At 63.3% G+C, this 24,806-nt stretch carries 29 protein-coding genes and 2 pseudogenes; 16 read left to right on the plus strand and 15 right to left on the minus strand.

Features of this window, described 5'->3' with window-relative positions:
• Nucleotides 1-2 precede the first annotated feature (2 nt).
• The 3 genes from RPG13_RS06160 to rsmI form a co-directional block, all read right to left on the minus strand.
• Complete coding sequence (locus tag RPG13_RS06160; protein ID WP_126104220.1) at nucleotides 3-1,142, minus strand: TRAP transporter substrate-binding protein; 1,140 nt, start codon at nucleotides 1,140-1,142, stop codon at nucleotides 3-5.
• 252 nt (nucleotides 1,143-1,394) lie between these two features.
• Nucleotides 1,395-1,772, minus strand: a complete 378-nt coding sequence (locus tag RPG13_RS06165; protein WP_126104219.1) for a YraN family protein — start codon at nucleotides 1,770-1,772, stop codon at nucleotides 1,395-1,397.
• On the minus strand, nucleotides 1,765-2,712 hold the full coding sequence (gene rsmI / locus RPG13_RS06170; protein WP_337124595.1) for a 16S rRNA (cytidine(1402)-2'-O)-methyltransferase: 948 nt from the start codon (nucleotides 2,710-2,712) through the stop codon (nucleotides 1,765-1,767). Before rsmI ends, RPG13_RS06165 begins: the two co-directional genes overlap by 8 nt.
• Before the next feature lie 167 nt (nucleotides 2,713-2,879).
• On the opposite strand from rsmI, the gene RPG13_RS06175 reads away from it, so the two are divergent.
• Nucleotides 2,880-3,071, plus strand: a complete 192-nt coding sequence (locus RPG13_RS06175; RefSeq protein WP_126104217.1) for a hypothetical protein — start codon at nucleotides 2,880-2,882, stop codon at nucleotides 3,069-3,071.
• Between the two features lie 73 nt (nucleotides 3,072-3,144).
• Here the strand turns inward: RPG13_RS06175 and RPG13_RS06180 are convergent.
• From RPG13_RS06180 to rph, 6 genes and pseudogenes are all read right to left on the minus strand, one after another.
• Nucleotides 3,145-3,264: pseudogene (locus RPG13_RS06180) on the minus strand (EamA family transporter); the annotation flags it as partial.
• Nucleotides 3,265-3,336: 72 nt separating this feature from the next.
• Nucleotides 3,337-3,660, minus strand: coding sequence for a low molecular weight protein tyrosine phosphatase family protein (locus RPG13_RS06185; RefSeq protein ID WP_095484730.1), 324 nt, complete (start codon nucleotides 3,658-3,660; stop codon nucleotides 3,337-3,339).
• 68 nt (nucleotides 3,661-3,728) lie between these two features.
• Nucleotides 3,729-4,892: a radical SAM family heme chaperone HemW gene (gene hemW, locus RPG13_RS06190; protein ID WP_127205584.1), complete on the minus strand. Its 1,164-nt coding sequence runs from the start codon at nucleotides 4,890-4,892 to the stop codon at nucleotides 3,729-3,731.
• Nucleotides 4,889-5,551, minus strand: coding sequence for an RdgB/HAM1 family non-canonical purine NTP pyrophosphatase (gene rdgB / locus RPG13_RS06195; protein WP_292504476.1), 663 nt, complete (start codon nucleotides 5,549-5,551; stop codon nucleotides 4,889-4,891). The genes hemW and rdgB overlap by 4 nt, the downstream gene beginning before the upstream one ends.
• Nucleotides 5,551-5,961 carry a VOC family protein gene (locus RPG13_RS06200; RefSeq protein ID WP_292504479.1) on the minus strand — a complete coding sequence of 137 codons (411 nt, stop codon included), beginning with the start codon at nucleotides 5,959-5,961 and terminating at the stop codon, nucleotides 5,551-5,553. Before RPG13_RS06200 ends, rdgB begins: the two co-directional genes overlap by 1 nt.
• A gap of 14 nt (nucleotides 5,962-5,975) precedes the next feature.
• Nucleotides 5,976-6,692, minus strand: a complete 717-nt coding sequence (rph, locus tag RPG13_RS06205; RefSeq protein WP_095484726.1) for a ribonuclease PH — start codon at nucleotides 6,690-6,692, stop codon at nucleotides 5,976-5,978.
• Nucleotides 6,693-6,826: 134 nt separating this feature from the next.
• On the opposite strand from rph, the gene hrcA reads away from it, so the two are divergent.
• The 5 genes from hrcA to RPG13_RS06230 all read left to right on the plus strand — a co-directional run bounded on the left by hrcA (nucleotide 6,827) and on the right by RPG13_RS06230 (nucleotide 11,405).
• Complete coding sequence (gene hrcA, locus RPG13_RS06210; RefSeq protein WP_292504481.1) at nucleotides 6,827-7,939, plus strand: heat-inducible transcriptional repressor HrcA; 1,113 nt, start codon at nucleotides 6,827-6,829, stop codon at nucleotides 7,937-7,939.
• 148 nt (nucleotides 7,940-8,087) lie between these two features.
• On the plus strand, nucleotides 8,088-8,285 hold the full coding sequence (locus RPG13_RS06215) for a hypothetical protein (protein WP_029347942.1): 198 nt from the start codon (nucleotides 8,088-8,090) through the stop codon (nucleotides 8,283-8,285).
• Nucleotides 8,286-8,494: 209 nt separating this feature from the next.
• Nucleotides 8,495-9,112, plus strand: a complete 618-nt coding sequence (locus tag RPG13_RS06220) for a LysE family translocator (protein ID WP_292504484.1) — start codon at nucleotides 8,495-8,497, stop codon at nucleotides 9,110-9,112.
• 226 nt (nucleotides 9,113-9,338) lie between these two features.
• Nucleotides 9,339-10,319, plus strand: a complete 981-nt coding sequence (gene cysK / locus RPG13_RS06225) for a cysteine synthase A (RefSeq protein ID WP_337124610.1) — start codon at nucleotides 9,339-9,341, stop codon at nucleotides 10,317-10,319.
• 459 nt (nucleotides 10,320-10,778) lie between these two features.
• Complete coding sequence (locus RPG13_RS06230) at nucleotides 10,779-11,405, plus strand: glutathione S-transferase family protein (protein ID WP_337124612.1); 627 nt, start codon at nucleotides 10,779-10,781, stop codon at nucleotides 11,403-11,405.
• A gap of 15 nt (nucleotides 11,406-11,420) precedes the next feature.
• Here the strand turns inward: RPG13_RS06230 and RPG13_RS06235 are convergent, their stop codons facing one another.
• A complete protein-coding gene (locus RPG13_RS06235) occupies nucleotides 11,421-12,677 on the minus strand; it encodes an RNA polymerase sigma factor (RefSeq protein ID WP_337126987.1) in 1,257 nt (418 codons plus the stop codon).
• Nucleotides 12,677-13,030 (minus strand): YciI family protein, encoded by a 354-nt coding sequence (locus RPG13_RS06240; protein ID WP_095485097.1) that lies wholly within the window; start codon nucleotides 13,028-13,030, stop codon nucleotides 12,677-12,679. Before RPG13_RS06240 ends, RPG13_RS06235 begins: the two co-directional genes overlap by 1 nt.
• A gap of 260 nt (nucleotides 13,031-13,290) precedes the next feature.
• Between RPG13_RS06240 and RPG13_RS06245 the strand changes: the two genes are divergently transcribed.
• The 3 genes from RPG13_RS06245 (at nucleotide 13,291) to RPG13_RS06255 (ending at nucleotide 16,898) form a co-directional block, all read left to right on the plus strand.
• Nucleotides 13,291-14,250 (plus strand): TAXI family TRAP transporter solute-binding subunit, encoded by a 960-nt coding sequence (locus RPG13_RS06245; RefSeq protein ID WP_337124613.1) that lies wholly within the window; start codon nucleotides 13,291-13,293, stop codon nucleotides 14,248-14,250.
• Between the two features lie 186 nt (nucleotides 14,251-14,436).
• The gene (locus RPG13_RS06250) at nucleotides 14,437-16,524 is read left to right on the plus strand and encodes a TRAP transporter permease (RefSeq protein WP_337124615.1); all 2,088 of its coding nucleotides are present in this window, start codon (nucleotides 14,437-14,439) and stop codon (nucleotides 16,522-16,524) included.
• Nucleotides 16,521-16,898, plus strand: a complete 378-nt coding sequence (locus tag RPG13_RS06255) for a DUF1850 domain-containing protein (RefSeq protein WP_337124616.1) — start codon at nucleotides 16,521-16,523, stop codon at nucleotides 16,896-16,898. The genes RPG13_RS06250 and RPG13_RS06255 overlap by 4 nt, the downstream gene beginning before the upstream one ends.
• 63 nt (nucleotides 16,899-16,961) lie before the next feature.
• Here the strand turns inward: RPG13_RS06255 and RPG13_RS06260 are convergent, their stop codons facing one another.
• Nucleotides 16,962-17,405 carry a thiol-disulfide oxidoreductase DCC family protein gene (locus tag RPG13_RS06260; RefSeq protein ID WP_337124617.1) on the minus strand — a complete coding sequence of 148 codons (444 nt, stop codon included), beginning with the start codon at nucleotides 17,403-17,405 and terminating at the stop codon, nucleotides 16,962-16,964.
• Between the two features lie 192 nt (nucleotides 17,406-17,597).
• A complete protein-coding gene (locus RPG13_RS06265; protein ID WP_023801394.1) occupies nucleotides 17,598-17,744 on the minus strand; it encodes a hypothetical protein in 147 nt (48 codons plus the stop codon).
• A 149-nt stretch (nucleotides 17,745-17,893) separates the two neighbouring features.
• Here RPG13_RS06265 and RPG13_RS06270 point away from each other — a divergent pair, with 149 nt between their 5' ends.
• The 3 genes and pseudogenes from RPG13_RS06270 (at nucleotide 17,894) to ligD (ending at nucleotide 21,342) form a co-directional block, all read left to right on the plus strand.
• Entirely contained in the window at nucleotides 17,894-18,052 is a 159-nt protein-coding gene (locus RPG13_RS06270; protein ID WP_185928368.1) for a hypothetical protein, read from the plus strand.
• Nucleotides 18,053-18,152: 100 nt separating this feature from the next.
• Entirely contained in the window at nucleotides 18,153-18,659 is a 507-nt protein-coding gene (locus tag RPG13_RS06275) for a YciE/YciF ferroxidase family protein (protein ID WP_337124627.1), read from the plus strand.
• A gap of 152 nt (nucleotides 18,660-18,811) precedes the next feature.
• Nucleotides 18,812-21,342: pseudogene (ligD, locus tag RPG13_RS06280) on the plus strand (DNA ligase D).
• Between the two features lie 3 nt (nucleotides 21,343-21,345).
• Here ligD and RPG13_RS06285 read toward each other — a convergent pair.
• A complete protein-coding gene (locus tag RPG13_RS06285; RefSeq protein WP_337124628.1) occupies nucleotides 21,346-22,020 on the minus strand; it encodes an ArsR/SmtB family transcription factor in 675 nt (224 codons plus the stop codon).
• Between the two features lie 68 nt (nucleotides 22,021-22,088).
• On the opposite strand from RPG13_RS06285, the gene RPG13_RS06290 reads away from it, so the two are divergent.
• From RPG13_RS06290 to RPG13_RS06300, 3 genes are all read left to right on the plus strand, one after another.
• Nucleotides 22,089-22,316 (plus strand): DUF1127 domain-containing protein, encoded by a 228-nt coding sequence (locus RPG13_RS06290; RefSeq protein WP_126104200.1) that lies wholly within the window; start codon nucleotides 22,089-22,091, stop codon nucleotides 22,314-22,316.
• Between the two features lie 99 nt (nucleotides 22,317-22,415).
• Nucleotides 22,416-22,748: an NIPSNAP family protein gene (locus RPG13_RS06295; protein ID WP_095484713.1), complete on the plus strand. Its 333-nt coding sequence runs from the start codon at nucleotides 22,416-22,418 to the stop codon at nucleotides 22,746-22,748.
• Complete coding sequence (locus RPG13_RS06300; protein WP_337124630.1) at nucleotides 22,745-23,089, plus strand: antibiotic biosynthesis monooxygenase family protein; 345 nt, start codon at nucleotides 22,745-22,747, stop codon at nucleotides 23,087-23,089. The genes RPG13_RS06295 and RPG13_RS06300 overlap by 4 nt, the downstream gene beginning before the upstream one ends.
• A 174-nt stretch (nucleotides 23,090-23,263) precedes the next feature.
• On the opposite strand, the gene mbfA is transcribed toward RPG13_RS06300, so the two are convergent.
• Nucleotides 23,264-24,247 (minus strand): iron exporter MbfA, encoded by a 984-nt coding sequence (gene mbfA, locus RPG13_RS06305; RefSeq protein WP_126104199.1) that lies wholly within the window; start codon nucleotides 24,245-24,247, stop codon nucleotides 23,264-23,266.
• 176 nt (nucleotides 24,248-24,423) lie between these two features.
• On the opposite strand from mbfA, the gene RPG13_RS06310 reads away from it, so the two are divergent.
• Nucleotides 24,424-24,747, plus strand: coding sequence for a hypothetical protein (locus RPG13_RS06310; protein WP_095484710.1), 324 nt, complete (start codon nucleotides 24,424-24,426; stop codon nucleotides 24,745-24,747).
• Nucleotides 24,748-24,806: the final 59 nt, after the last annotated feature.

Consider the following 24,806-nt stretch of genomic DNA (forward strand, 5'->3'; position numbering starts at 1 on the left):
GGTCAGAACTCCTTCGCCACACCGCCCTGTCCGAAGTAGTGATCGAACGCCAGTCGCCGGCCGACGACGGTGTCCTGCTCCCACCGCGTTGCCCGCTCGGCAAAGGCGATCTGGGAGAGGATGATTTCCTTGAAAGCCGGGTTTTCCGCCGCCTTCTTCTTCACGACCTCGTCGTAGACCTCCAATTGTTTCTTGAGGATTGCCTCCGGCGTCTTGTAGAATTTGACCTTATCGGTCGTCTGCATCTCCACATAGTCTTTCGAATAGCGGTCGATCGCCTTCCAGTGCATGTCCTGCGAGGCCGCCTCGACCGCATTGGTGATGATGGCCTTCATCTGGTCAGGCAAGGCGTCGTATTTCGCCCGGTTGAACAAGATCTCGAACTGCTCGGCATTCTGATGATAGCTTTGCAGCATGCAGATCTTGGAGACGTCCGGGAAGCCGAGGACCCGATCGGACGAGGCGTTGTTGAACTCGGCCGCGTCGATCAGGCCGCGATCCAGAGCCGCGACGATCTCGCCGGCCGGCAGCGCGTTGACTGCGGCACCGAGCGCGGTGAAGACGTCGATCGAGATGCCGACGGTGCGGAATTTCAGGCCCTGGAGATCCTCGGCCTTCGCCACCGGCTTCTTGAACCAGCCGAGCGGCTGTGTCGGCATCGGCCCGTAGAGGAACGAAACGACATTGGCGCCGATGGATTCGTAGAGCTTTGCGAGCAGCTCCTTGCCGCCGCCGTATTTGTGCCAGGCGAGCAGCATATTGGCATCCATGGCGAAGCCCGGACCGGAACCCCACAGCGCCAGCGCCGACTGTTTGCCATAGTGATAGACGACCACGCCGTGGCCGCCGTCGAGCGTTCCTTGCGACACCGCGTCAAGCAGGCCGAAGGCCGGCACCACGGCGCCCGCCGGCAGCACCTCGATCTTCAGGTCGCCGCCGGTCATGTCGTTGACCTTCTTGGCGAAATCGAGCGCGAATTCGTGAAAGATATCCTTGGAAGGCCATGTGCTCTGCCAGCGCATGCTGACCGGCCCCTGTGCCTTGACGACGCTCGGCGCGGCAACGATCGCCGCAGCTGCCACGGCCGCCTCGCCAAGGAACTTGCGGCGCGACCTCATATTCTGGATACTTGCTTTGGTCATCGGTTCCTCCCGAAGGTGTCGGCTTTTCAAGCCCACGTCCGACAATACTACTCAAAGACGGCCCAGCAAAAATTGCAGCGCACGTCCCATTCGCCTAAACTAGTGCGGTTCTCTCTTAAGGACAGGGGCCGGTACTTTCCCAAGCAATGGGCGAATAGCAGTTACGCGCGCGACGGTAGCGCCCACACGTTCTTCCCGGCGATAAGTGTTGCGGCTACTGTTACATTCTGGCGCTGATCAATGAATCCTGAGCTAGTTTCGCCCGTAGAAAACATTCTCGACATGCACCGGCCAGCGCCACGGCAGCACCGCGACCATGTCGAAGCGCACCGACAATCGTCCATAGTCGGACTGGCGCGACAGCCAGAGATCGGCAGCGCTTTCGATGCGGCGCTCCGACTCGTAAGCGATAGCCTCCATGGCTTCCATCAGCGTGCGGCGCGCCTTCACCTCGACGATCAGCACCAGGTCGCCGCGCCGCGCGATCAGGTCGATCTCGCCGAACCGCGTGCGATGGCGGCGCGCCAGGATCCGGTAGCCTTTCACCATCAATGCCGCCGCCGCCAGCCACTCGCTGCGGTGGCCGCGCCGATAGGCCTGCCGGCGGCTGGCGACCGGGCGTTCAGCCATCGCCGTCTTTCTTGATCTCCCCGTTCTTCCCGGTCTCCCCGTTCTTCCCGGTCTCCTTGAGCTCGAGCAGTCGCCGGTAAAGCGCCTGCTTCTGGCCGCCGGTCATCTTGGCGGCTTCCGCCGCCGCCTTGGAGGCCGGCATCTCGGCGGCAAGCGAAAGTAGCAGCCGATCAATGTCTTCAGGCTCGTCGGCGGTCGCTTCCGACGGGCCGACGCAGATGACGATCTCGCCCTTTGGGGTGTCGGCTGCCTCATAGTGTTCGGCGAGCGACTGCAAGGTGCCGGTCCGCATTTCCTCGAAAGTCTTGGTCAATTCGCGGCCGATCGCAGCTTTGCGGGCGCCGCCCAGCGCCTCGACCATGGCACTGAGCGTCTCGGCCAGCCGGCGCGGCGATTCGAAGAAGATCAGCGTCGCCGGCACGGTTTTGAGCGCTTCCAGCCGCGTCAGCCGCTGTCCGGTCTTCACCGGCAGGAAGCCGGCAAACAGAAACGCGTCGGAGGGCAGGCCGGACGCCGTCAGCGCCGCCAGCGGCGCCGACGGGCCGGGGATCGGCACGACGCGAATGCCTTGATCGAGGGCTTCGCCGACCAGCCGGTAGCCGGGATCGGAGATCAGCGGCGTGCCGGCGTCCGAGATCAGCGCCACGCTCTGCCCGGCCAGCAAGGCTGCGATGAGTTTCGGTCCGGCCTCGCCGGCATTGTGCTCGTGATAGGCAGTGGTGCGGCGGCGGATGCCGTAGCGGTCGAGCAGCACGCGGCTGACACGCGTGTCCTCGCAGGCGACGATATCGGCGGCGGCCAGCGTTTCAAGCGCGCGTAATGTGATGTCGGCGAGGTTGCCGATCGGCGTCGCCACCAGGTAGAGCGCCGGCGCGAGCGGCCGGGCTGATATCTCGGTCTGGCCGATTACATAGCTGCGTTTCGCCAACTCGCCGGTCACCGGTGTTCCCCGTCAGGCTCTGACACTTGAATGCATTCGGCCCTGTTTGCCACGGCTCTCGCCTGGTTGCAAAACCCGCGCCGAAGTGAAGTGGCCGCCATGCCTTTGCCATAGTACGGAACGAAACCATGCCCGACGGATTTATCCCTGATCTCGGGAGGAGCAGGATGGACAGCCTCAAGATACAGGACGTTTTCGAACCCTACTATGCAGGGCGCAAACGCTTTGCCGCGCGAAAGGACAAGCGCCAGCCTGCCAAAGCCGGCGCGGGCCTGGCCAAAAAGCCGCGAAAGCGTCGTCCTTCAAAGGCAACCAACCTGGAAATCGAGCCTTCGACCGGTAGCACGATGGAGCACTGACCAGACGATGCCCAATCGCTTCGACATTTTCATCACCCGCCTTGAAACGAAAAGCTCCCGCAATGGAGCGCCCTCACACCCCATAAGCGATCAAAACCGCGCCCGCCGTGACAAGGGCGACGCCGAGCCGGCTCGCTCCGGTGAGACGGACGCCGAGAAAGACCACGCCAAGCGCCGCCACAAGCACGACGCTTGACTACCGCAACCTCGCGATTGGCCGAGACACTTCTCACGAAAGCGCCGGTGAAAACGCTCAGCCACATCATCAACCCAGATATTTCGAGACGCGCGCTTCCAGAAGGCGAACTAAGACCGGGTCCATAAATTCATAATCGTCCGGAATATCGAGGCAGATCACACGAGCCTTCTTCAGGCTGGCCTTGAATTTCTTCTGCAGTTTGGCGCGGTGCGCCTTTTCCATCACGAAGATGATGTCGGCCCAGGAGACGAGGTCGTGCGTCAACGGGTTGTCGGCATCATGGTTGGTACCGGCCGATGCGACCTCGATATCCCTGCGGCCGCAAAACACCTGTTCCGCGGTCGGGCTGCGCAAGCGGTTCTGGCTGCAGACGAAGAGGACGTTCTTCAACGGGTCCCATCTTCCAGTTTGAACATGATCTGGTCCGAAAACCGGATCCCACTTTTCGGGATCATGCTCTACCGCGCCAGATCCGCCACTACGGCGTCGAGCACGATCATGCCAGCCGGCGTGGCGCGCAGGCGGGCATTGCCGATCGGCGCCACCAGCCCCTCGCCCTGCAGCATCGACAGCCGCGCCGTCGACAGGCCGCGGCCGGAAAACGCTTCGTAGCGCGAGAGGTCGATACCCTCGGCCAGCCTCAGCCCCATCAGCAGGAATTCGTCGGCCTCTTCCGAGCGCGTCAGGGTCTCGCCGCCGGTGATGCCATGGCCCTTGGCCTCGACCAGATTGGCCCAGGTCTCCGGCATCCTTTCGGCTATCGTCACCACGCGGCGGCCGTTTTCGACGAAGCGGCCATGCGCGCCGGGACCGACGCCGACATATTCGCCATAACGCCAATAGGTGAGATTGTGCCGGCTTTCCGCCCCAGGCCTGGCGTGGTTGGAAATCTCGTAAGCCGGCAAGCCGCGTGCAGCGGTGATCTCCTGCGTCAGCGCATAGAGATCGGCGGCGTGGTCGTTGTCGGGAATGGCGAATTTCCTGGCCGCATGCAGCGCGTGGAACGGCGTGCCTTCCTCGATGGTCAGCTGGTAGAGCGATAGGTGGTCGGCGGCGTGGCCGATCGCCTGCTCGAGCTCCATCTGCCACGCTTCCGGTGTCTGGCCGGGCCGTGCGTAGATCAGGTCGAAGGACAGCCGCGGAAAGATTTCACGCGCCAGGCCGATCGCATGCAGTGCTTCATCGACATTGTGTAGCCGGCCGAGGAACCGCAGATCCTTGTCGTTCAGCGCCTGCACGCCGAGCGACACCCGGTTGACGCCTGCCGCCCGGTAGCCGCGAAAGCGCTCGGCCTCGACCGAAGAGGGGTTGGCTTCCAGCGTCACCTCGATGCCATCGGGCACCGTCCAGTTCCTCGCCACCGCGTCCAGCACCGTCGCCACGGTTTGCGGCTTCATCAGCGACGGTGTGCCGCCGCCGAGAAAAATGCTGGTCACCTCGCGCGGTCCGGTCCGGTCGCGCATCGTCGCAAGCTCGGTCTCGAAGGCGCGCGCAAAACGCTCCTGGTCGACCGGCTGGTGGCGGACATGGCTGTTGAAGTCGCAATAGGGGCACTTGGCCGCGCAAAACGGCCAGTGGATGTAGACGCCGAAGCCGGGGCTGCGGTCGAGCAGCATGGTCATTTCACGCCCGATCGTGCCAAATCCAGTCTGGCTTGCGCGAACTTCTGGAAGGCGCGGGCGCGGTGCGACAATGCCGTCGGCTGGCCGGGCTTCCAACCATGTTTTTCCTCCGCGCTCATCTCGCCGAAGGTCTTTTCGAAACCATCCGGCATGAACACCGGGTCATAGCCGAAGCCGAGTTCACCGCGAGGCGGCCATACCAGCGTGCCCTCGACCTCGCCGCGGAAATATTCGGCCGCGCCGTCTGGAAAGGCGAGGCAGATGACGGCGACGAAGCGGCCCTTGCGCTGAGCCGGCGCGACCGCGCCGATTTCCTGCAACGCCACTTCCGCTCGCTGCATCGCCATGTCGAAGTCGCGGGACCCGTCCGGCGCCTCGGCCCAGTTGGCGGTGTAGACGCCGGGCGCTCCGCCCAGCGCATCGACACATAGGCCGGAATCGTCCGACAATGCCGGCAGGCCTGTCGCCTTGGCGGCGGCTAAAGCCTTGATTAAGGCGTTCTCCTCGAAGGTGGTGCCGGTCTCGTCCGGCTCCGGCAGGCCGTATTCCTTGGCCGACTTCGCTTCTATGCCGAATGGCGCCATCAGATCGGCGAATTCCCGCAGCTTGCCGGCATTGTGGCTGGCGACGACGATCTTATGTCCATCAAGCGAATGCATCAGATGCCCCAGATTCTTGGCTCGGCGAATTCGATCGAATTGCCGGAGGGGTCGCGAATATAGATCGACCGGCCGCCCTGCGGCCATTCGAACTCGCTTTCGATGGCGATTTTCTTCTGCTCGAGATGCGCTTTCCAGCGCACGATCTCGTCCGCGCTTGCGGCAAAGCAGAGATGGCCGTCGCCGACCGTGCCGTGCGGCGGCACTTTCAGCCTGGCGTCGGGCGCCGGCGGCACCTTGGTCGCCTCGGCGTTGAAGATGAGCAGCACGCCGTCCCCGCAACGGAAGAAAAGATGCCTGCCGTCGACCTTGCCCAGCAGATCGAGCCCAAGCACGCCGGAATAGAATTTTTCCGCGGCATCGAGGTCGGTGACGTAGAGGGCTGATTCCAGGATGGCGGAGGGAATCATGACAGAACCGAAAATTAACCTACAGCCATCTGCTGTAGGCTGACCAGTCGCGCAATGCCCTTCTTGGCCAGTTCCATCAGCGCAGTGAACTGCTCTTCAGAGAAAGGCTCACCCTCGGCCGTGCCCTGGATCTCGACGATGCCGCCCTTGCCGGTCATGACGAAGTTGGCGTCGGTGCCGGCCGAGGAATCCTCGAGATAGTCGAGGTCGATGACCGGCTGACCGTCATGGATGCCGCAGGAGATCGCCGCGACATGGTCTTTCAGCACCTTGGCGACGCTGGCCATCTGTCGAGCTTCCATCCAGCGCAGGCAGTCGTAGAGCGCCACCCAGCCGCCGGTGATCGAAGCGGTGCGCGTGCCGCCATCGGCCTGGATCACGTCGCAGTCGACGGTGATCTGCTGCTCGCCGAGCGCCTGCAGATCAACCACGGCGCGCAGCGAACGGCCGATCAGCCTCTGGATTTCCAGCGTGCGGCCGCCTTGCTTGCCGGACGAAGCTTCGCGGCGCATGCGTTCGCCGGTCGAGCGCGGCAGCATGCCATATTCCGCCGTCACCCAGCCCTTGCCGGAATTGCGCATCCAGCCCGGCACCTTTTCCTCGAGGCTGGCCGTGCACAGCACATGTGTGTCGCCGAATTTCACCAGGCACGAACCTTCCGCGTGCTTGGAGACGCCACGCTCGAAGGAGATGGCGCGCATTTCGTCGAATTGGCGTTTGGAAGGGCGCATTCAGGCTTTTTTCCTATCTTTTTCGGAATCGTGGCCGGCTTGTAGCCGCATGGGGCGCAGGGCGCAAAGGAAAATGGCCGGTTGCGCGGGCGCGGCCGAAGTCTATATCTTTGGGCCGGAGGTTTTTGGCCCGAATGACCAAGGCAGTCGATCCCAGTTCGCAGTCGCCCGTGCTTCAGTCACCCGGGTTTCAATCGCCCGCGTTTCAATCGCTTGACATGCGCTCGCGCGACATCTTTCGGCGCATCGTCGATTCCTACCTGAAGGACGGCGAGCCGGTCGGCTCACGCAGCCTGTCGCGGATCCTGCCGTCTTCGCTGTCGCCCGCAACCATCCGCAACGTGATGAGCGATCTCGAGCATCTCGGACTGATCTACGCGCCGCATATCTCGGCCGGCCGGCTGCCGACCCAGGCCGGCCTGCGCTTCTTCGTCGATGCGTTCATGGAGCTTGGCGACCTCTCCGATGAGGAGCGCCGCATCATCGAGGCACAGGTGCGCGCCTCCGGCTCGGGCGCGACGCTGGAGCACATGCTCACCGAAGCCAGCCAGATGCTGTCAGGCATGTCGCGCGGCGCCGGCCTCGTGCTTGCCGCCAAGAACGAGGTGGCGCTGAAGCACATCGAGTTCATCCAGCTCGAGCCGACCAAGGCGCTGGCCGTGCTGGTATCGCAGAACGGCGACGTCGAAAACCGCGTCGTCGATCTGCCCGCCGGCATCACCGTTTCGCAATTGCATGAAGCCTCGAACTTCCTCAACGCCCACATCCGCGGCCGCACGCTGGCCGAGGCGCGGATCGAGATCGCCCGCATCAAGGAAGAAACCAGGGCCGCCCTCGACACGCTGTCGCAGGACTTGGTCGAAAAGGGCCTGGCGGTCTGGGCAGGCGCCGACAGCGGCCTGCCGGCGCGTCTCATCGTGCGCGGCCGCGCCAATCTGCTGGAAAACGTCACGGCCCAGGCCGACATCGAGTTGTTGCGGCACTTGTTCGAGGATCTGGAGACGCAGGACGGGCTGATCCAGCTTCTCGATCTTGCCGAGGAAGGGTCCGGCGTGCGCATCTTCATCGGCTCGGAAAACAAGCTGTTTTCGTTGTCGGGCTCGTCGCTGGTCGTGGCGCCCTATCGCGACAAGGATGCCCGCGTCATCGGCGCGCTCGGCGTCATCGGCCCGACCCGGCTGAACTACGCACGCATCGTGCCGATGGTCGACTATACCGCGCAGCTTATTTCCCGCATGCTGCGATAATGCATGTCGCCCAAAAGCCTGCCCTCGGGCTTGACCTGTGATGCGCAAGCGGTTTTGGGATAATGACATGCATAAAAACAAGAAAGCAAAGCGCGTCGCAGGAACCCTTCAAACGCGACGCGCTTAGGCCGGACCTAAGGAGAAAAAAATGGCGCTGGAATCGTTCAAGGCCCAGATCAGCCTGTTGCTCGAGCAGATGATCAACCAGCCCGAGGATCAGCATGAAGTGCAGGAGCAGCTACGCGAAAAGCTGAGGGAAATGCGCGCCATGGGCCTGCCGCTGCCGGCCGATCTCGTCGCGCTGGAAAAGCGCCTCGACGACGATTTCTACGCAGCCGGAAACTGAGTTCTGAAAACCGATCGATTCCGTTTCAACTCTCCGTGTGCGCGTCACGTACGACAAAAGTCCGTCATGATCGGCGAGTTCCCGGCCGGCGGCTCTGGTGCAATCGAATCCTAACCTTAGGGAGTACACGCCTGCCCGCGTTTGTGAGACAAGGCGCGCAGTCTTAAAAGTCGATTCCGTTTTTGGGGTCATGCGCTAAGGCCGAAATCATGACCCTCACCGGATTCCTCGCCTACAGCGCGGCCCTCGGCATCGCCGCCGCCATTCCTGGCCCAGGTCTCACCGCGCTTATTGCGCGTGCGCTTGGTTCCGGCTTTCGCTCGGCGCTCGCCATGTCTTTCGGGCTGATGCTCGGCGATCTCACCTATCTCACCGCCGTGGTGCTCGGCCTTTCCCTCGTCGCTCAGACCTTCGGCATGGCCTTCCTGGTAATCAAATGGCTGGGCGTCGCCTATCTCGCTTTCCTTGGCTGGCGCTTCTGGACGAGCGGCATCACGCCCGAAACGGTGGAGGCGAAGAAAGGCAGGGGCGGGCTGGTGTCGAGCTTTATTGCCGGCCTCGCCGTCACGCTCGGCAATCCGAAGACGATGATCTTCTATCTCGCCATCACGCCGACCATCGTCGATCTGAAGACCATCACGCTCGCCGATTACGGCATCCTCGTCGCGCTGACGCTCTTCGTGCTGCTGGTGGTGCTGGTGCCCTATCTGGCGCTGGCGGCCAAGGCGCGCGGGCTCCTGAAGTCGCCGCGTGCGCTGCGGGTGCTGAACCGCACCGCCGCCGGTTTCATGGTCGGAGCAGCGGCTGCGATCGCCGCCCGGCAATAGGCATCTCGCGGTCGAGCCATTCCTAAACAGGACACCGCCTGAAATGCTTTTCCAGGCCGAAGCTGTTTTCAGCATGCGTCCCACTCGGATATTTTCAACCGACAGACTATCTTGCGCGGCGGATGGCCCTATCTTATGCCCGCCTGACACTTGCCTGACTGACTCTGGCCAACCTGACTCTGGCCGATCTGACCTCTGGCCCATCTGAACTCGGGGAGCGAAACCAATGAACAAGCCTGCCACCACCGCGCATGTGCCCGGCCGCGGCCGCATCTACAATTCGATCACCGAAACGATCGGCGACACCCCGCTGGTGCGGCTCGACAAGTTCGCCAATGAAAAGGGCGTCGTCGCCAATCTGCTGGCCAAGCTCGAATTCTTCAACCCGATCGGCTCGGTCAAGGACCGCATCGGCGTCTCGATGATCGAGGCGCTGGAGGCATCGGGCAGGATTGCGCCCGGCAGGACCACGCTGATTGAGCCGACCTCGGGCAACACCGGCATCGCGCTCGCCTTCGCCGCCGCCGCCAAGGGCTACAAGCTGATCCTGACCATGCCGGAGACCATGTCGGTCGAACGCAGGAAAATGCTGGCGCTGCTCGGTGCCGAACTGGTGCTGACCGAAGGGCCGAAAGGTATGAAGGGCGCCATCGCCAAGGCCGACGAGCTGGCCGCGACGCTGCCCGACGCCATCATTCCGCAGCAGTTCGAAAATCCGGCCAATCCGGAAATCCACCGCCGCACCACGGCCGAGGAAATCTGGAATGACACCCAAGGCGAAGTCGACATCTTCGTCGCCGGCATCGGCACCGGCGGCACCATCACCGGCGTCGGTCAGGTGCTGAAGCAGCGCAAGCCCTCCGTGCATGTCGTCGCCGTCGAGCCGGAAGCCTCGCCGGTGCTGTCGGGCGGCCAGCCCGGCCCGCACAAGATCCAGGGCATCGGCGCCGGCTTCGCGCCGAAGATCCTCGACATGACGATCTATGACGAGATCGTCAAGGTTTCCAACGAGGATTCGGTCGCCAATGCGCGACTCGTCGCCCGCCTCGAAGGCGTCCCGGTCGGCATCTCGTCGGGCGCTGCCCTGCAGGCGGCGATCGTCGTCGGCTCGCGGCCGGAGAACAAGGGAAAGAACCTGGTGGTCGTCATTCCATCCTTCGCCGAACGCTATCTGTCGACGATCCTGTTCGAGGGGCTGGGGGCTTAGGTCCGCTTCGTCATCCCAGGGCGGAGCGAACGCGAAGCGGGAGCGCAGACCCTGGGATCCATGCCGTGACCGCGGCCGAGGAATACCGCGGTGCAGAATGAAAGCCGTTCGACAACAGGCCCTTCTCGCGTCGCCTTATCCGGCAGGGGCGCGCTGTCTCCGACATCAAAAGGCTCTGCAACGTCGCGACGCTCGGAAGTTACGGCATGGATCCCAGGGTCTACGCGACGTCGCTTCGCTCCTGCTCCGCCCTGGGATAACGAAGGTAGGTCGGCGTCAGCTAATCTCGAAGGTTTGCGCTAGTCCATTAAGGGGCGACAGGCTCCACCCGTGCGCCGAGGACCCAGATAGCAGCGCTGGACCGCTGAAAAAACACCTGTGGCGGCCGCCGCTCGCTTGAGTAAAGTGGCGCTTCCGGTCAGATCGTCGCCGGCCTTGCATCGGCTGGCGGAGGATTTCATGTACAAGCTCTATACCCGTGCCAACACTGGCGGCTTTGTCGTCGAGGCGGCGCTCGCTTTGGCGGGTGTGCCTTTCGACCAGGTCGACGTTCCGAAATCGACCTCGCCCGATCAGGCCTTTCTCGACATCAGCCCCTTGAACCAGGTGCCGGTCCTGGTCTTGCCGGACGGAAGCTCGATGACCGAGTCGGCGGCGATCTGCATCCTGCTTGCCGAACGCCACCCGGAAGCAGCTCTGGCGCCGGCAGTGAACTCGCCCGCCCGCGCCGATTTCCTGCGCTGGATGACCTTCATGTCGTCGGTCATCTATCAGGCTGACCTGCGGTTCTTCTACGCTCATCGCTACACCGCCGATCCCGGCGGCGTGGACGCGGTCAAGCAGGCGGCGATCTCGGAAATGGATCGCGGCTTGGCCATTCTCGATGCTGCCCTCGAAGGCCGTGACTGGCTGGTCGGCAACCGGCTCTCGCTGGCCGACATCTATCTTATCATGCTGGTGGCCTGGCATCCCGAGATTGAAAAGGTCCCCAGCGCCTGGCCGAACATCGAACGCCTGTGGGCCAAGTTGCGGGAGCATCAGGTGATGAGGACGCTGAACGCCTCCCACGCCATGTGGCCGGCCTGAACGGATCGTGTTGCGTCAGTCTTTTTCCGCGCGGCTGAGCCCTGCCCGTCGTTCCTGCAGGAACCGGCGCACGGCCGGATCACGTTCGAGGCCGATCGCCCGGTCATAGGCCTCAGTCGCTTCCCGAGTTTTGCCGACCCTGGCCAGGAGGCCCGCGCGGGCGGCCCAATAAGGCTGATAATCATGCAGCCGCTTGTCATCGCCAAGCTCATCAAGTGCGCTCAATCCCGCCGCGGCGCCGTCGGCCTCGGCAATGGCCACCGCGCGGTTGATCGATACCACCGGCGAGGCGGCAATCACCGACAGCGCGTCGTAGAGATGTCTGATCGCGACCCAGTCGGTCCGGCCGGTCAGCCGTCTTGTCGTATGGGCGGATTGCACGGCCGCCTCAAGTTGGTAGCGGCCGACCACGCCCTTGGCCGCGGCGCGCCGGAGCAGTGTCTCTGCTTCGTCGATCAAGGCGTCGTCCCACAACGCAAGCTCCTGCTCGGCCAATGGCACATAGTCTCCGGAGGCACTGCGCCGCGCCGCACGCCGCGCCTCGGCAAACAGCATCAGCGCCAGCAGGCCAAGCGCTTCCGGCTCATCCGGCATCAGCGACGCCACCAGACGGCCGAGCCAGATGCCTTCGGTCGCGAGATTGCGGCGCCGGGTTTCGGTGCCGGCCGGGTCGGACCAGCCCTCGGCGAACGCGGCGTAGATCGCTTCCAGCACCGCATCCAGCCGCTCGCCGAGCTCGGTTCTTTCAGGCACCCGGAACGGAATGCCGGTCTCGCGGATGCGGTTTTTGGCGCGCACCAGGCGCTGGCCCATCGTTGCCGGTGACACCAGGAAGGCCGAGGCGATCGTCGCCGCGTCGAAGCCCAGAATGGCCTGCAGGATCAGCGGCGCTCGCACGCCCGCCTCGATCGCCGGATGGGCGCAGGCAAACATCAGCCGCAGCCGCTCGTCGGGCAGGTCTTCATCGATGATGCGAGCCTCCATCTCCTCGGCGATCAGCCTGAGATGGTCGCGGCCCGCCTCGCTGGTCAGCCGCCGCCGGATGGCGTCGACGCGGCGCCGGCGCGCCACCGCCAGCAGCCAGGCTTCGGGCTTCTGCGGCACGCCGGTTTGCGGCCAGCGCTCCAGCGCCGCCGCAAAGGCGTCGGCCAGGGCGTCCTCGGCGCTGACTACATCACGCATGCGCGCGGCGAGATAGGCGATCAGCTTGCCGTAGCTTTGCCGGGCGGCCGCTTCCGCCGCCGCCCGCGCGATGTCAGGCCGTTCCGATATCACATTGTCTGTTCCCAGATCGGCCGCACCTCCACCGTGCCGGTGCTGGCACCCGGACAGCGCGCCGCCCAGGCAATCGCGGCATCGGCATCCTCGGCCTCGATCATGTAGAAGCCTGCGAGCTGTTCCTTGGTGTCGGCATACGGGCCGTCGAGCACGTTGGTCTTGCCATTGGCCATCCGCACCGAGGTCGCGGCCTGGGTCGGCTTCAGCCGGTCGCCGGCCAACCAGGCGCCGGACTTCTTCAACGCCTCGGTATAGGCGCCATAGGCTGCGCTGATCTCGTAGGTCTTGTCGGTCGGCGCGGCCGCCATCGCGGCTTCGTTCACGTAGATCAAAAGCATGTATCGCATGGTCTTCTCTCCCATGTTCACAGGGCCGCATCATTGCGAGCCGGACGTATGTCGCGCGGCCCGGCCCGATTTCGACAGGCGTTGGAAAAATCTTTCGGCTCCGATGGCGTTTTACGCAAGCGGCCATGCGTTGCGGCATCACTCAGCCGTTCGTCTAATGGATACTATTGCGGGTTGGCATTTCCCGCCCGCTGTCTAAACTCGCCTCGGCTCGTGCTGGGAGGGTGGTACGGCCGCTGATATTTCAGGGAGGAAATCGCATGCTCAATTTCAGGACGAAGGTTGTTGCCGCCGGCGCGCTGGCGCTGTCGCTGGGCCTTGGCGCGATGTCGGCCAAGGCGCAGGAATTCATCAACGTGCTGACCGGCGGCACCTCGGGCGTCTACTATCCGCTCGGCGTCGCGCTGTCGGAAATCTACGGCAAGGGCATCGAAGGTGCCCGCACCCAGGTCCAGGCGACGAAAGCTTCGGTCGAGAACCTCAATTTGTTGCAGCAGGGCAAGGGCGAAATCGCCTTCGCGCTCGGCGATTCCGTCAAGCTGGCCGCCGAGGGCAATACCGAAGCCGGCTATCCGGGCAAGCTCGACAAGCTGCGCGGCATCGCCGCCATCTATCCCAACTACATCCAGATCGTTGCCAGTAAGGAGTCCGGCATCAAGACGCTCGCCGACCTCAAGGGCAAAAGCCTGTCGGTCGGCGCGCCGGCCTCCGGCACTGAGCTCAACGCCCGCGCCATCTTCGCCGCCGCCGGGCTGAAATACGAGGATCTCGGACGGGTTGAGTATCTGCCCTTCGCCGAATCGGTCGAGCTGATCAAGAACCGCCAGCTCGACGCCACGCTGCAATCGGCCGGCCTCGGCGTCGCCTCGATCCGCGACCTCGCCACCTCGGTGCCGATCAACGTCGTTGCCGTGCCGGCGCAGGATGTCGCCAAGATCGGCTCGCCCTATCTTTCGGTGACCATTCCTAAGGGCACCTATGAGGGCCAGACCGAGGATGTTGCGACCGCCGCCGTCGGCAACTTCCTCATCACAAGCGCCGACGTCTCCGACGAGACCGCCTATCAGATGACCAAGCTGCTGTTTGAAAATCTCGACCAGCTCACTGCTGCCCATGCCGCCGCCAAGGCGATCGACCCGGCCAAGGCGCTCGACGGCATGCCGGTGTCGCTGCATCCAGGCGCCGAGAGGTATTACAAGGAGAAGGGGCTCATCAAGTAAGCCGTCCCCTCCCCCTTGAGGGGAGGGTGTCCAGCCGCCGAAGGCGGATGGACGGGTGGGGTCCTCGGCGACGCGCTCCAACTTTCTCAGTTAAAGGTCGAGGCAGTTGAGGCGACCCCACCCGCCTCGCTTCGCTCGGCACCCTCCCCTCGAGGGGGAGGGGAGCGTCCCGCCAGGAGCCCGCCAATGACCCGTTCTGAAACTCCGACCGAAGAACAGCCAATTGAAGGGCTGCCGCCGGGTTTCGGCGAAGGCATCGCCGGCAAGGCCGCCTTTCTCATCGCCGTCGCCTTTTCCATCTTCCAGATCTACATCGCCGCTTATGGCAGCCTGCCGAGCCAGGTGGTGCGCGCCATGCATGTCGGCTTCTTGCTGCTGCTCGGCTTTGGCCTGATCGCCAATCTGCGCGCCACAAGCATCCCGGCGAAAGCAGCGTTCTGGGCACTCGGCGTGCTCGGCTTCGCCACCGGCCTGTATAATTGGGTGTTCTATGCCGACCTCATCCGCCGCTCCGGCTTCCTCACCACGCCGGACCTGATCGTCGGCACGGTGCTGGTCGTGCTGGTCTTCGAGGCCGCGCGGCGGTTGATGGGGCTGCCGCTTGCCCTGATCGCCTTGATCTTCCTCGCTTACGCATTTGCCGGCAATCACCTACCGTCGCCCTTCATCCATCGCGGCTATGATTTCGCCCAGCTCGTCGACACCTTCGCCTTTGGCACGGAAGGCATATACGGCACGCCGGTCTACGTCTCGGCCGCCTACATCTTCATCTTCGTCGTCTTCGCCGCCTTTCTCGAACGCGCCGGCATGATCGCGCTGTTCAACGATTTCGCCCTTGGCCTGGTCGGCTCGTGGCGCGGCGGCCCGGCCCAGGTCTGCGTCCTGTCATCGGCGCTGATGGGCACCATTTCCGGCTCCGGCGTCGCCAACGTGGTGGCCAGCGGCCAGTTCACCATCCCGCTTATGAAGCGCTTCGGCTTCCGCCCGGCTTTCGCCGGCGCCGTCGAGGCGACCTCCTCGATGGGCGGCCAGATCATGCCGCCGGTGATGGGCGCGGTCGCCTTCATCATGGCCGAGACGCTGAACATCCCCTATGCTGAAGTGGTCAAGGCGGCGATCATCCCGGCACTGCTCTATTTCGGCGCCTGTTTCTGGCAGGTGCATCTGGAAGCCGGCAAGGCTGACCTGCACGGCATGGCCAAAGCGGATCTGCCCAATCCGTGGGACGCGGTGAGACGACACTGGCCGCTGGTTCTGCCGCTTGCCGCGCTCATCTATCTGCTGTTTGCCGGCTATACGCCGATCTTCGCCGGCACCATGGGGCTGGCGCTGACCATCGTGCTCATCCTCGGCACGCCGCTGGCGGCGTTGATCGGGCCGCTTGCCTTCCGCATTGTCTTCTGGCTGGCGCTGGGGCTTGCCGCCGCCTCTTTCATGAAGTTCGGCGTCAACATCCTCAGCCTTGTGATCGCGGCGCTCGTCATCGCTTGCTTCACCTTCAGGGGCGGACGCGAGACGTTGCAGATATGCATAGACTCGCTTGCCGAGGGAGCAAAGAACGCGCTGCCGGTCGGCATTGCCTGTGCCATTGTCGGCGTCGTCATCGGCACGCTGACGCTCACCGGAATCGCCTCGACTTTCATCGGCTGGATCATCTCCATCGGTGAGAACAATCTGTTCCTGTCGCTAGTGCTGACCATGCTCACCTGCCTGATACTCGGCATGGGCATCCCGACCATCCCCAATTACATCATCACCTCATCGTTGGCCGGACCGGCCCTGTTGGCGCTCGACGTGCCGCTGGTGGTCAGCCACATGTTCGTTTTCTATTTTGGCATCATGGCCGACCTCACACCGCCCGTGGCGCTGGCCGCCTTCGCCGCCGCGCCCATGGCCAAGGAGAGCGGCCTCAAGATCGGCATCCAGGCGACCAAGCTTGCCATCGCCGGCTTCGTCGTGCCGTTCATGGCGGTTTACACCCCGGCATTGATGTTGCAGGACGCCGGTCCGATCGCCGCCCAATTCGGCTATCCCGTCGAGGTTGCCTATGTCGTCGCCAAGGCCTGCATGGGCATCGTTCTGTGGGGCGCGGCTGCTGTCGGGTTTCTCGCCCGGCGCATGGCCTGGTGGGAACGTCTCGTCGCTTTCGCTGCCGGCGCTCTGCTGGTTGCCGCACTGCCGCTCACCGACGAAGCCGGCTGGGTACTCTCTCTCGTCTGGATCGGCTGGCACTGCTGGCGTGCACGGCAGGCGTCGGCCACCGGGTCCGCATGAGCCTCTGCATCCTGACCGCCGGCAAAGTGGTGACGCTCACTGTGGCCGCCTTCACGCTTTCCTGGACGCATTCGGTGGAAAGGACGCATTGGCAGGAGGACTGGAAGGTGCTGCCCTCCGGCTTGCAAATCGTCGAGGCGCGGGTCAAAGGATCGGGCGCCGGCATGGAGCCACCCGAGGGCGCGCTTCTGCGGGACGGCTGGTGGGCCTACACGCCCCCGATCAAGCCTCAGCCGCGCCTCGTGCTTGCCGCATCCGGGGCCACCGGCGAAGGCTGGACACTGTGCACGGTTGAAGACTGCCGCGAACTGGGTAAGGCGGCAGGCGGCACGATCGTGCTGGAACCGTGCGAAGGTTCGAGCCAGCCGCGATAGCGGACGATCGTTCCGATCAAGGGGTGCAAACCCGGGCAGGATGGGCATTCCTGGGGTTCGGCGCTAGCCGATCAGCCGGCCCTTCAATTCAGCGGAGGGAATCTCGCAGCTCTCTTTGCTGCCGAACAGCGCGTAGCGGTTCTTTGCAATGCGATCATAGAGCCAGTTGCGGAGCGGGCGCGGCAGCAGGAGGAAAGACCTCGCCGCCCGCCACGGCCAGCCCAGTTCGGCCATGACGGCGACGAAACTGTCCAGGCGGGTGAAGGCGGCGCCGTCGATGAGGACCAGATTGGTCTCGTAGCTATCCGTCCGCAGCCCGTATTTTCGAAACAGCGCTTCGCCGAGCGGCGACTGCGCCGTGGCGAAGCGGAAGCGGCTTTTGCGGTCGAGCCTGACCACCATGCGCACGAAGCCCGAGCACAGCACACAGACGCCGTCGAACACGATCAACGGATGGCTTGCATCGAAGGCTGGCTTTTCAGGAGGATGGTTTGGCTGGGTGGTCACGCGGGTCCGGCTGCTTGGTGTCAAACGACACTAAGCTTGCCGGCGGCGAGATCAAAGCCCCAGAATCTCAGAACCTTGTTGTCGCACGCCGCCTGTCGGCGAGCGCAGGGCGCTCCGCACGATAGGTGGTCGCACGGTGATCGGCGGCCGGCCTGCAGATCCGGCTGTCATGACGGCTTTCCATGGTCGTCATCAGTGCGCGCTGATGCCGAGCGTGTGGCCGCGGCGTGCGCAGGCGGGCCCTGGGCCGCGCATGTAATAGCGCTCCGGCCGGTAGGTCGGCGCGACGAATTCGCGGATGGCGGCAGCGTAGCCGATGAGGTGCGTCAAGAAGTTCATTTTACCTGTCCCTGTCCCGATTTCGGATGTCCCTTCCGAATTGCGGAGATCATAGCGTCGAGGCGTGAATAGTCGGTGAACACGATGTTAATATCTGGTCGAAAATGCCTTGGTTCGTGGCCGCAATGCGGCTGATTCGGGGTCTTTCCATGCAGTTCGTCGACATTTCGGTCGATGTGACTTTTGCATCACATATGTTTCGTTTGGATGTCGCTGCGGCGCGCTTGTGTTTCAACCTTGGCCGGCGCCGCGAAATTTCCGTGCTTGCCCAGGGAAAGTCAGGAACCCGTCCGATAGCCGCACGTTGACGCCAAGAGCCGCACCAACCCGGCTCCAGCAGACAGCGGCTTCCGTGCGGGACCGCCGCCGGAACCCCAACACAGCAAGAATGATGGAAAGGCAAAAGCCATGGGTTTCTTTTCGAAAGACATCAAGACGCTGGACGACCTCTTCGTCCACACGCTGCGCGACATCTATTACGCCGAAAAACAGATCGAGAAGGCGCTGCCGAAGATGATCGACAAGGCGACCAATCCGCAATTGAAAGCCGGCCTGGAGAAGCACCTCGGGCAGACCAAGGGCCATATCGCGCGCGTCGAGAACGTGTTCGAACTGCACGGCGTGAAGGCCAAGACGGTCAACTGTCCGGCCATCGACGGCATTCTCGAGGAAGCCGATGAAGTCAGCGGCGACATCGACGACAAGGATGTTCTCGACGCCGCCCTGATCGCATCCGTGCAAGCGGTCGAGCACTATGAGATAACCCGTTACGGCACGTTGATTGCCTGGGCCAAGCAGCTTGGCCGCAGCGACTGCGCCAATGTCCTGGCCAACAACATCAAGGAAGAGCAGGCTACCGACCGCAAGCTTACCGAGATCGCGGAGGCCAAGGTCAACCTTCAAGCCGCCGAATAGCACTCTCGATCGAGGCAACGCCGGGCAATCCGGCGTGCCTCGCTTTTCGCGGGGCCGGAACTGAAACGATTTCTATCCGTTCAAGACCTCGTGCCGGCGTCGCCAAGCCGAAGCCTTCGACGCCATAGCAAATCCGCATAGGATCGCGTGTCATGGCCAGCCTTGAGCAGTATCACGCCAAGCGCGATTTCAAGAAGACCGCCGAGCCGGCCGGCAAGGTCGTTCGCAGCAGGAAAGGTGAGGCCGGCATCTTTGTCATCCAAAAGCACGCCGCGACACGGCTGCATTACGACCTTCGCCTCGAACACAATGGCGTGCTGTGGAGCTGGGCGATAACCCGGGGCCCGAGCCTCGATCCGCATGAAAAGCGGTTCGCCGTGCATGTCGAGGATCACCCAATCGACTACGCGTCCTTCGAGGGCACCATTCCCAAGGGCGAATATGGCGGCGGCTCGGTCATCGTCTGGGACGAAGGCAGATGGCAACCGGAGACCGATCCGGCCCAGGCGATGAAAAAGGGCCATATCAGCTTCGAGTTGCATGGCCACAAGCTGAACGGTCTCTGGCATCTGGTGCGCCTGAAGCCGCGTCCCGGCAAAACGCGCGACAATTGGCTGCTGATCAAATCCGACGATGTCGCCGCCCGGCCGGGCGAGGACATTTTGCAGGAGGCGCCAGAATCGGTGAAGTCGGGCCTGACGATCGAGGAGGTCGGCGAAGGCAAGACCGCCGATGGCAAGAAGCCAAGGGTCTGGCATTCGAACAAACGGCTCGCTAGCAAGGCGAAGGCCAAGGCGGCAAAGCAGCTCGAATTCATTGAACCATGCCTCGCCACACTGCAAAGGGATGCCCCTCCCGGCAAGGAATGGCTGCATGAGGTGAAATTCGACGGCTACCGCATGCAGGCGCAGCTTGCCGGCACCGAGGTGCGGCTCTTGACGCGCACCGGCCTTGACTGGACGGACAAGTTCGGCGGCGAGATTGTTGCGGAACTCGGGCGCCTGAAATGCATGGATGCCATCATTGACGGCGAGATCGTCGTGCTGGCGGACAGCGGCGTCTCGTCCTTCGCGCTGCTCCAGGCGGATCTGTCGGCGCGCCGCACGGATCGTTTTCTCTATTACGTCTTCGACCTGATGCGTCTCGATGGCGAGGATCTGCGCACAGAGCCGCTGGTCGAGCGCAAGCAGGCTTTGCAGGACTTGCTTGGCAAACAGCCAGTCAATTCGGCAGTCCGCTTCAGCGACCATTTTGCCGAACCGGGCAAGGTCATGCTGGAGCACGCCTGCCGCATGGGGCTGGAGGGTATCGTCTCCAAGCGCGCCGACGCGCCCTATCGCAGCGGCCGCGGCTTGTCCTGGGTGAAGTCGAAATGCACGCTTCGCCAGGAATTCGTCATCGGCGGCTACCTGCCGTCGGAGAAGACCGGGCGTGGATTGCGCTCCTTGCTGGTCGGCTACCATGAGGGCGGCAAGCTGCACTATGCCGGCCGTGTCGGCACCGGCTTTTCGATGCAGGGCACCAACGACCTGAAGAAGAAGCTTGATGCTCTGAAGGCGAAGACCTCGCCCTTCGACAGGCGCTACCGAGGGGCAAAGGGCTGGGCAAAGGAGTGGTTTGGGTGAAGCCAGACCTTGTCGGCGAAGTGGAGTTCCGTACCTGGACGTCCGACCGTATAATACGCCACGCCTCGTTCCAGGGATTGCGCGAGGACAAACCGGCGGAGGAAGTCGTGCAGGAAAAGCCAAAGGCACCCGCAGGCAAGGCCGATACCAAGGAAAAGCCTGCCGGGGGCAAGGGCACCTCTGTTGAATCCTCGGGGGCGGCAAAAACCGTCGTAAAGCTTTCTCATCCCGACAAGCTTCTGTGGCCGCAGGAGAAGGTATCGAAGCAGGGCCTGCTCGATCATTACGCTTTGGTCTGGCCGCGCCTGCAACAATTCGTCGTCAATCGGCCGCTAAGCCTGGTGCGTGCGCCGGACGGCGTCGAGGGCCAGCGCTTTTTCCAGAAGCATGCATCGGCCGGCATGCATGACAAGATCGCCAGGATGAAGGATCCGACGGACGGCGAGGAGATCCTGTTCATCCGCGACTTCGACGGTGTCGCTGCCTTGGTCCAGCTCGGCGTGGTCGAGATCCATATCTGGGGCTGCACCATCGACGAACTGGATAAGCCGGACCAGATCATCTTCGATCTCGATCCCGACGAAGGCGTCGACGTGAAAGCGGTGCGCGCGGCGGCGCTCGAAATCCGCGGTAGGCTCGATGAGCTGTCCTTGCCGAATTTCGTCAAGACGTCGGGTGGCAAGGGCTACCATGTCGTCGTGCCTCTGAAACCATCGGCGGATTGGGATGAGGTGAAAGACTTCGCCCATGATTTCGCCCGCGCGCTGGAACAGGCGGCACCCGACCGCTACACGGCGACGCTGTCGAAGAAGGCGCGCACCGGAAAAATCTTCGTCGACTATCTGCGCAATAGCCGCGGCTCGACCACGGTGGCGCCTTATTCGTCGCGGGCCAAGAAGGGCGCTACCGTGTCGATGCCGGCGACCTGGGCGGAGATCGAGGCCGGACTGGTGCCGAACGCATTTCCGATCGGCGACAAGACGACGCTGAAGCAGTTGGCCGAAGCCGATCCGTGGAAGGATTTTTTCAGGCAGGGCAAGGTGCTCAAGCGCGGCTAACAATCAAGCGAGAAACACCTTCTCGAACGCCTGCTTGCCCGTCGGCGAAAAGATCACCGCGCGGCTGTCTTTCTCGCGCCTTGCCCATTTTTCGGCAAGGATCTTGTCGAGAATGGCGGCGCCCAGCGTGCCGGCAAGATGTGAGCGCCGCACGCTCCAGTCGAGGCACGCCCGGCACACCGGTCGTCGCGCCTTGCTCTCGACACCGATGCCAATCGCGGCAAAATACGAGGCGGCCGACGGCCCAAGCCTGATCTCCTTGTCGTCGCGCAGGAGCACTTGTCGAGCGACAAGGCGGTCGAGCATCGCCACGGCCTGTTCTCCGGCGAGGTGGTCGTAGCAGACACGCGCCACGCGCATGGCCGTATCACGGGGACCCGGCCGGACCCGCTGCGGCCCGACCGCTGCGGCGACACCGGTGATGGCTTCGATCATGCCAGCCACCTGCGGCCCGGCGAGGCCGTAATAGCGATGCCGCCCCTGGCTTGCCAGCGTCAGCAGCCCGCCCTCCATCAGTTTCGACAGATGCGAGCTGGCGGTCGGCAGCGACACACCGGCCTCGAGCGCCAGTTCGCTCGCCGTCAACGCCGTGCCGCCCATCAGCGCGGTCAGCATGTTTGCCCGCGCCGGATCGCCGACCAGGCTGCCGATGCGGGCTATATCTGGTCCTTCACGCATAGTTCGTTCCTCATCGAAGCATTCCTGTCAGATAACCACTAACCTCCACTGAGATCAAGGAGACGACGATGACTGCAAGAACCGTTCCCGACGCCGTATCCACTGGCCGGTTCGGCCGCCGGCCGTTTCCGTTTTTCGTCTTGCGCCGGTTGCATTTGCGGCTCCTGGCGCGGTGGCACGACCGCTATCTGCAGCGCCTCGACCTTGCCGAGATCGACGAGCATCTTTTGCGCGACCTTGGCCTGACGCCGGAAGACGTTCGCCACGAATGCGCGAAATCGTTCTGGCAAGCATGACCAGCGGAGAAATTGCCTAGCACACTAGAACCACTGAACATTTCGACACCGCTCGAACTGTGGGCGCAAGAATGCATCCACCCGTCTAGGAGACAAAAGATGACCATCACCTGCTTCATCCGCTACGAGATCGACCCGTTCGGCAAGGCGGCGTTCGAGGAATATGCCCGTAACTGGGGCCAGGCCATTCCGCGCTGCGGCGCCGATCTGATCGGCTATTTTGCTCCGCATGAAGGCTCGGCCACGACCGCCTACGCCGCCTACAACATCGACAGCCTGGCGGCTTACGAGGCCTACCGTGCCAGGCTGGCCGCCGATCCGGTCGGCAAGGCGAATTACGAGTTCGCGCGGCGTGAAAGATTCATCCTGAAGGAGGATCGCATGTTCCTGAAGCTGGCGTCCGGGCCGCATGCCTCTCTGGTGAAATTATGATCGCCGTCATATTCGAGGTCGAGCCGGCAGCGGGCAAGCGCGATGCCTATCTCGGCCTCGCCGCCGACCTGCGCCCGCCGCTCGACGGCATCGACGGTTTTCTCACTATCGAGCGCTTTCAGAGCCTCACTGACCCGAATCGCATCCTGTCGCTGTCGTTCTGGCGCGACGAGGAGGCGGTGAAGGCCTGGCGCAACACGGAGGAACATAGGCGGGCGCAGAAGGCCGGCCGTGGCGGCATCTTTGCCGACTATCGTCTGCGCATCGCCCATGTCGTGCGCGACTATGGCCTGACCGAACGGGCCGAGGCGCCTGAGGACAGCCGGGTGGTGCATGGGTGAGTGGGACTATGCGGCCTTTCCTTCTCCCCTTGTGGGAGAAGGTGTCGCCGAAGGCGACGGATGAGGGGTGTTCCAGCTTGGCACCGACTGCGACCCGTCCAACACCCCTCTTCCGTCTTGGCGCTACGCGCCAATCCACCTTCTCCCACAACAAGGGGAGAAGGAAAGATCGAGCTAAGCATTCCCGATCAGCACGCCGGCCGCAAACACCAGCGCGCCGCCCAGCACCACCTGGAAGGCGGCGCGCCAGAACGGCGTCTGCATGTAGCGGTTCTGCACGAAGGCGATCGCCCATAGCTCGAAGAACACCACGACCGCAGCGACAATCGTCGCCGTCCAGAAAAACGGGATGAGGTAGGGCAGCGCGTGGCCGAGGCCGCCCAGCATGGTCATGATGCCGACTGTCAGCCCGCGTTTCACCGGCGAGCCGCGGCCCGACAGCTTGCCGTCGTCGGAGGCCACCTCGGTGAAGCCCATCGAGATGCCGGCGCCGATCGAGGCGGCAAGCCCGACCAGAAAGGTCTGGAACGTGTCGTGCGTGGCGAAGGCGGCGGCAAAGATCGGCGCCAGCGTCGACACCGATCCGTCCATCAACCCGGCCAGTCCCGGTTGCACATAGGTCAGGATGAACTGGCGCTGCTCGGCCGCGGCTTCCTCGTTCTTCACCGCGCCCGGCACATGCTTTTGCTCCAGCCGCTGCGCCAGCGTCTCGTGGCCTTGTTCGGCCACCGCCAGATCATCGAGCAGCTTTCGCGTCGAGGCATCGCTGGTGCGTTTCGCCGCCTCGACGTAGAACAGATACGCCTGCCGCTCCATCGACTCGGCCTGTTGGCGCACATGCTCGATACCGAGCGGCCTGACCAGCCAGTCCGGCTTGCGCTCGTAATAACCTTTCACATGCTCGCGCCGGATCAGCGGAATGCGCTCGCCGAAACGCTCGCGGTGAAGCTCGATCAGCGAGTCGCGATGGCCGTCCTCCTCCTCGGCCATCTCCTCGAACACCTTGGCCGAATGTGGAAAACTATCTGCCAATCCATCGGCATAGGCCCGGTAGATACGCCCGTCGTCTTCCTCGGAAGAGATGGCGAGCGCCAGGATCTCTTGCTCCGAGAGCGATTCGAAGGGACGGCGGCCAAAGCCGAAAACACGGGAAAGCATGAGAAATTCACCCTAGTTTAGAATAGTTCTAAACTATGGTCTGGTGCGCCGTTGGTCAATCGCACCCGTCGCCGGAGGTTCAAAATTATTGGCTCTGGGGATCCTCCGCCGCCCTTAACTATTGGTGAATGTTCACCTATATAGCTGAACCTAAGCCAAGAGAAAGGAATCCGTAGATGCCGGCAAAGCAGCCCACCCATGCGTTTGACCCGAAACCTGTTCTCGACCTCATCGCCAATATCGAGGCCGACCTGCAGCGCCTGAAAGGCCTGGTCGAGCAGCAGGTCGAAAAATTCGATCCCGCCAATCCGCACAACAAGGCCCCCGACGGCAAGCTGACCGAGGAGGGCGTCGAGTGCTGCTACCGCATGTTCGACGAGGGCAAGTCGCGCTATTCGGTTGCCCAGCAGATGAAGATCTCCTTCGCCGCCGCCACCCATCGCTTCAACAACTGGCGCAAGATGGGTGGCGCCAAGCGGCGACGGACGCTTTTGGGGTGAGGCTTCGGCCAATCGCAAACGTCGGGGGCGCTGATAAGGCAACACGCTCGTCTCGCAAT

Origin of the sequence: Mesorhizobium sp. ISC15, assembly GCF_037162615.1 — a bacterium.
GTDB lineage: Bacteria > Pseudomonadota > Alphaproteobacteria > Rhizobiales > Rhizobiaceae > Mesorhizobium > Mesorhizobium mediterraneum.

What these genes read in the sequence shown, in the direction of transcription:
- RPG13_RS06295 (WP_095484713.1), top strand. Translation starts at nt 22,416, where the DNA reads ATGACCATCACCTGCTTCATCCGCTACGAGATCGACCCGTTCGGCAAG.
- RPG13_RS06275 (WP_337124627.1), top strand. Translation starts at nt 18,153, where the DNA reads ATGGGTTTCTTTTCGAAAGACATCAAGACGCTGGACGACCTCTTCGTC.
- RPG13_RS06245 (WP_337124613.1), top strand. Translation starts at nt 13,291, where the DNA reads ATGCTCAATTTCAGGACGAAGGTTGTTGCCGCCGGCGCGCTGGCGCTG.
- RPG13_RS06165 (WP_126104219.1), bottom strand. Translation starts at nt 1,772, where the DNA reads ATGGCTGAACGCCCGGTCGCCAGCCGCCGGCAGGCCTATCGGCGCGGC.
- cysK (WP_337124610.1), top strand. Translation starts at nt 9,339, where the DNA reads ATGAACAAGCCTGCCACCACCGCGCATGTGCCCGGCCGCGGCCGCATC.
- RPG13_RS06175 (WP_126104217.1), top strand. Translation starts at nt 2,880, where the DNA reads ATGGACAGCCTCAAGATACAGGACGTTTTCGAACCCTACTATGCAGGG.
- RPG13_RS06220 (WP_292504484.1), top strand. Translation starts at nt 8,495, where the DNA reads ATGACCCTCACCGGATTCCTCGCCTACAGCGCGGCCCTCGGCATCGCC.
- mbfA (WP_126104199.1), bottom strand. Translation starts at nt 24,247, where the DNA reads ATGCTTTCCCGTGTTTTCGGCTTTGGCCGCCGTCCCTTCGAATCGCTC.
- RPG13_RS06285 (WP_337124628.1), bottom strand. Translation starts at nt 22,020, where the DNA reads ATGCGTGAAGGACCAGATATAGCCCGCATCGGCAGCCTGGTCGGCGAT.
- RPG13_RS06250 (WP_337124615.1), top strand. Translation starts at nt 14,437, where the DNA reads ATGACCCGTTCTGAAACTCCGACCGAAGAACAGCCAATTGAAGGGCTG.
- RPG13_RS06230 (WP_337124612.1), top strand. Translation starts at nt 10,779, where the DNA reads ATGTACAAGCTCTATACCCGTGCCAACACTGGCGGCTTTGTCGTCGAG.
- RPG13_RS06265 (WP_023801394.1), bottom strand. Translation starts at nt 17,744, where the DNA reads ATGAACTTCTTGACGCACCTCATCGGCTACGCTGCCGCCATCCGCGAA.
- RPG13_RS06215 (WP_029347942.1), top strand. Translation starts at nt 8,088, where the DNA reads ATGGCGCTGGAATCGTTCAAGGCCCAGATCAGCCTGTTGCTCGAGCAG.
- RPG13_RS06270 (WP_185928368.1), top strand. Translation starts at nt 17,894, where the DNA reads ATGCAGTTCGTCGACATTTCGGTCGATGTGACTTTTGCATCACATATG.
- RPG13_RS06240 (WP_095485097.1), bottom strand. Translation starts at nt 13,030, where the DNA reads ATGCGATACATGCTTTTGATCTACGTGAACGAAGCCGCGATGGCGGCC.
- RPG13_RS06310 (WP_095484710.1), top strand. Translation starts at nt 24,424, where the DNA reads ATGCCGGCAAAGCAGCCCACCCATGCGTTTGACCCGAAACCTGTTCTC.
- RPG13_RS06255 (WP_337124616.1), top strand. Translation starts at nt 16,521, where the DNA reads ATGAGCCTCTGCATCCTGACCGCCGGCAAAGTGGTGACGCTCACTGTG.
- RPG13_RS06290 (WP_126104200.1), top strand. Translation starts at nt 22,089, where the DNA reads ATGACTGCAAGAACCGTTCCCGACGCCGTATCCACTGGCCGGTTCGGC.
- hrcA (WP_292504481.1), top strand. Translation starts at nt 6,827, where the DNA reads ATGACCAAGGCAGTCGATCCCAGTTCGCAGTCGCCCGTGCTTCAGTCA.
- RPG13_RS06160 (WP_126104220.1), bottom strand. Translation starts at nt 1,142, where the DNA reads ATGACCAAAGCAAGTATCCAGAATATGAGGTCGCGCCGCAAGTTCCTT.
- RPG13_RS06200 (WP_292504479.1), bottom strand. Translation starts at nt 5,961, where the DNA reads ATGATTCCCTCCGCCATCCTGGAATCAGCCCTCTACGTCACCGACCTC.
- rph (WP_095484726.1), bottom strand. Translation starts at nt 6,692, where the DNA reads ATGCGCCCTTCCAAACGCCAATTCGACGAAATGCGCGCCATCTCCTTC.
- hemW (WP_127205584.1), bottom strand. Translation starts at nt 4,892, where the DNA reads ATGACCATGCTGCTCGACCGCAGCCCCGGCTTCGGCGTCTACATCCAC.
- RPG13_RS06300 (WP_337124630.1), top strand. Translation starts at nt 22,745, where the DNA reads ATGATCGCCGTCATATTCGAGGTCGAGCCGGCAGCGGGCAAGCGCGAT.
- rdgB (WP_292504476.1), bottom strand. Translation starts at nt 5,551, where the DNA reads ATGCATTCGCTTGATGGACATAAGATCGTCGTCGCCAGCCACAATGCC.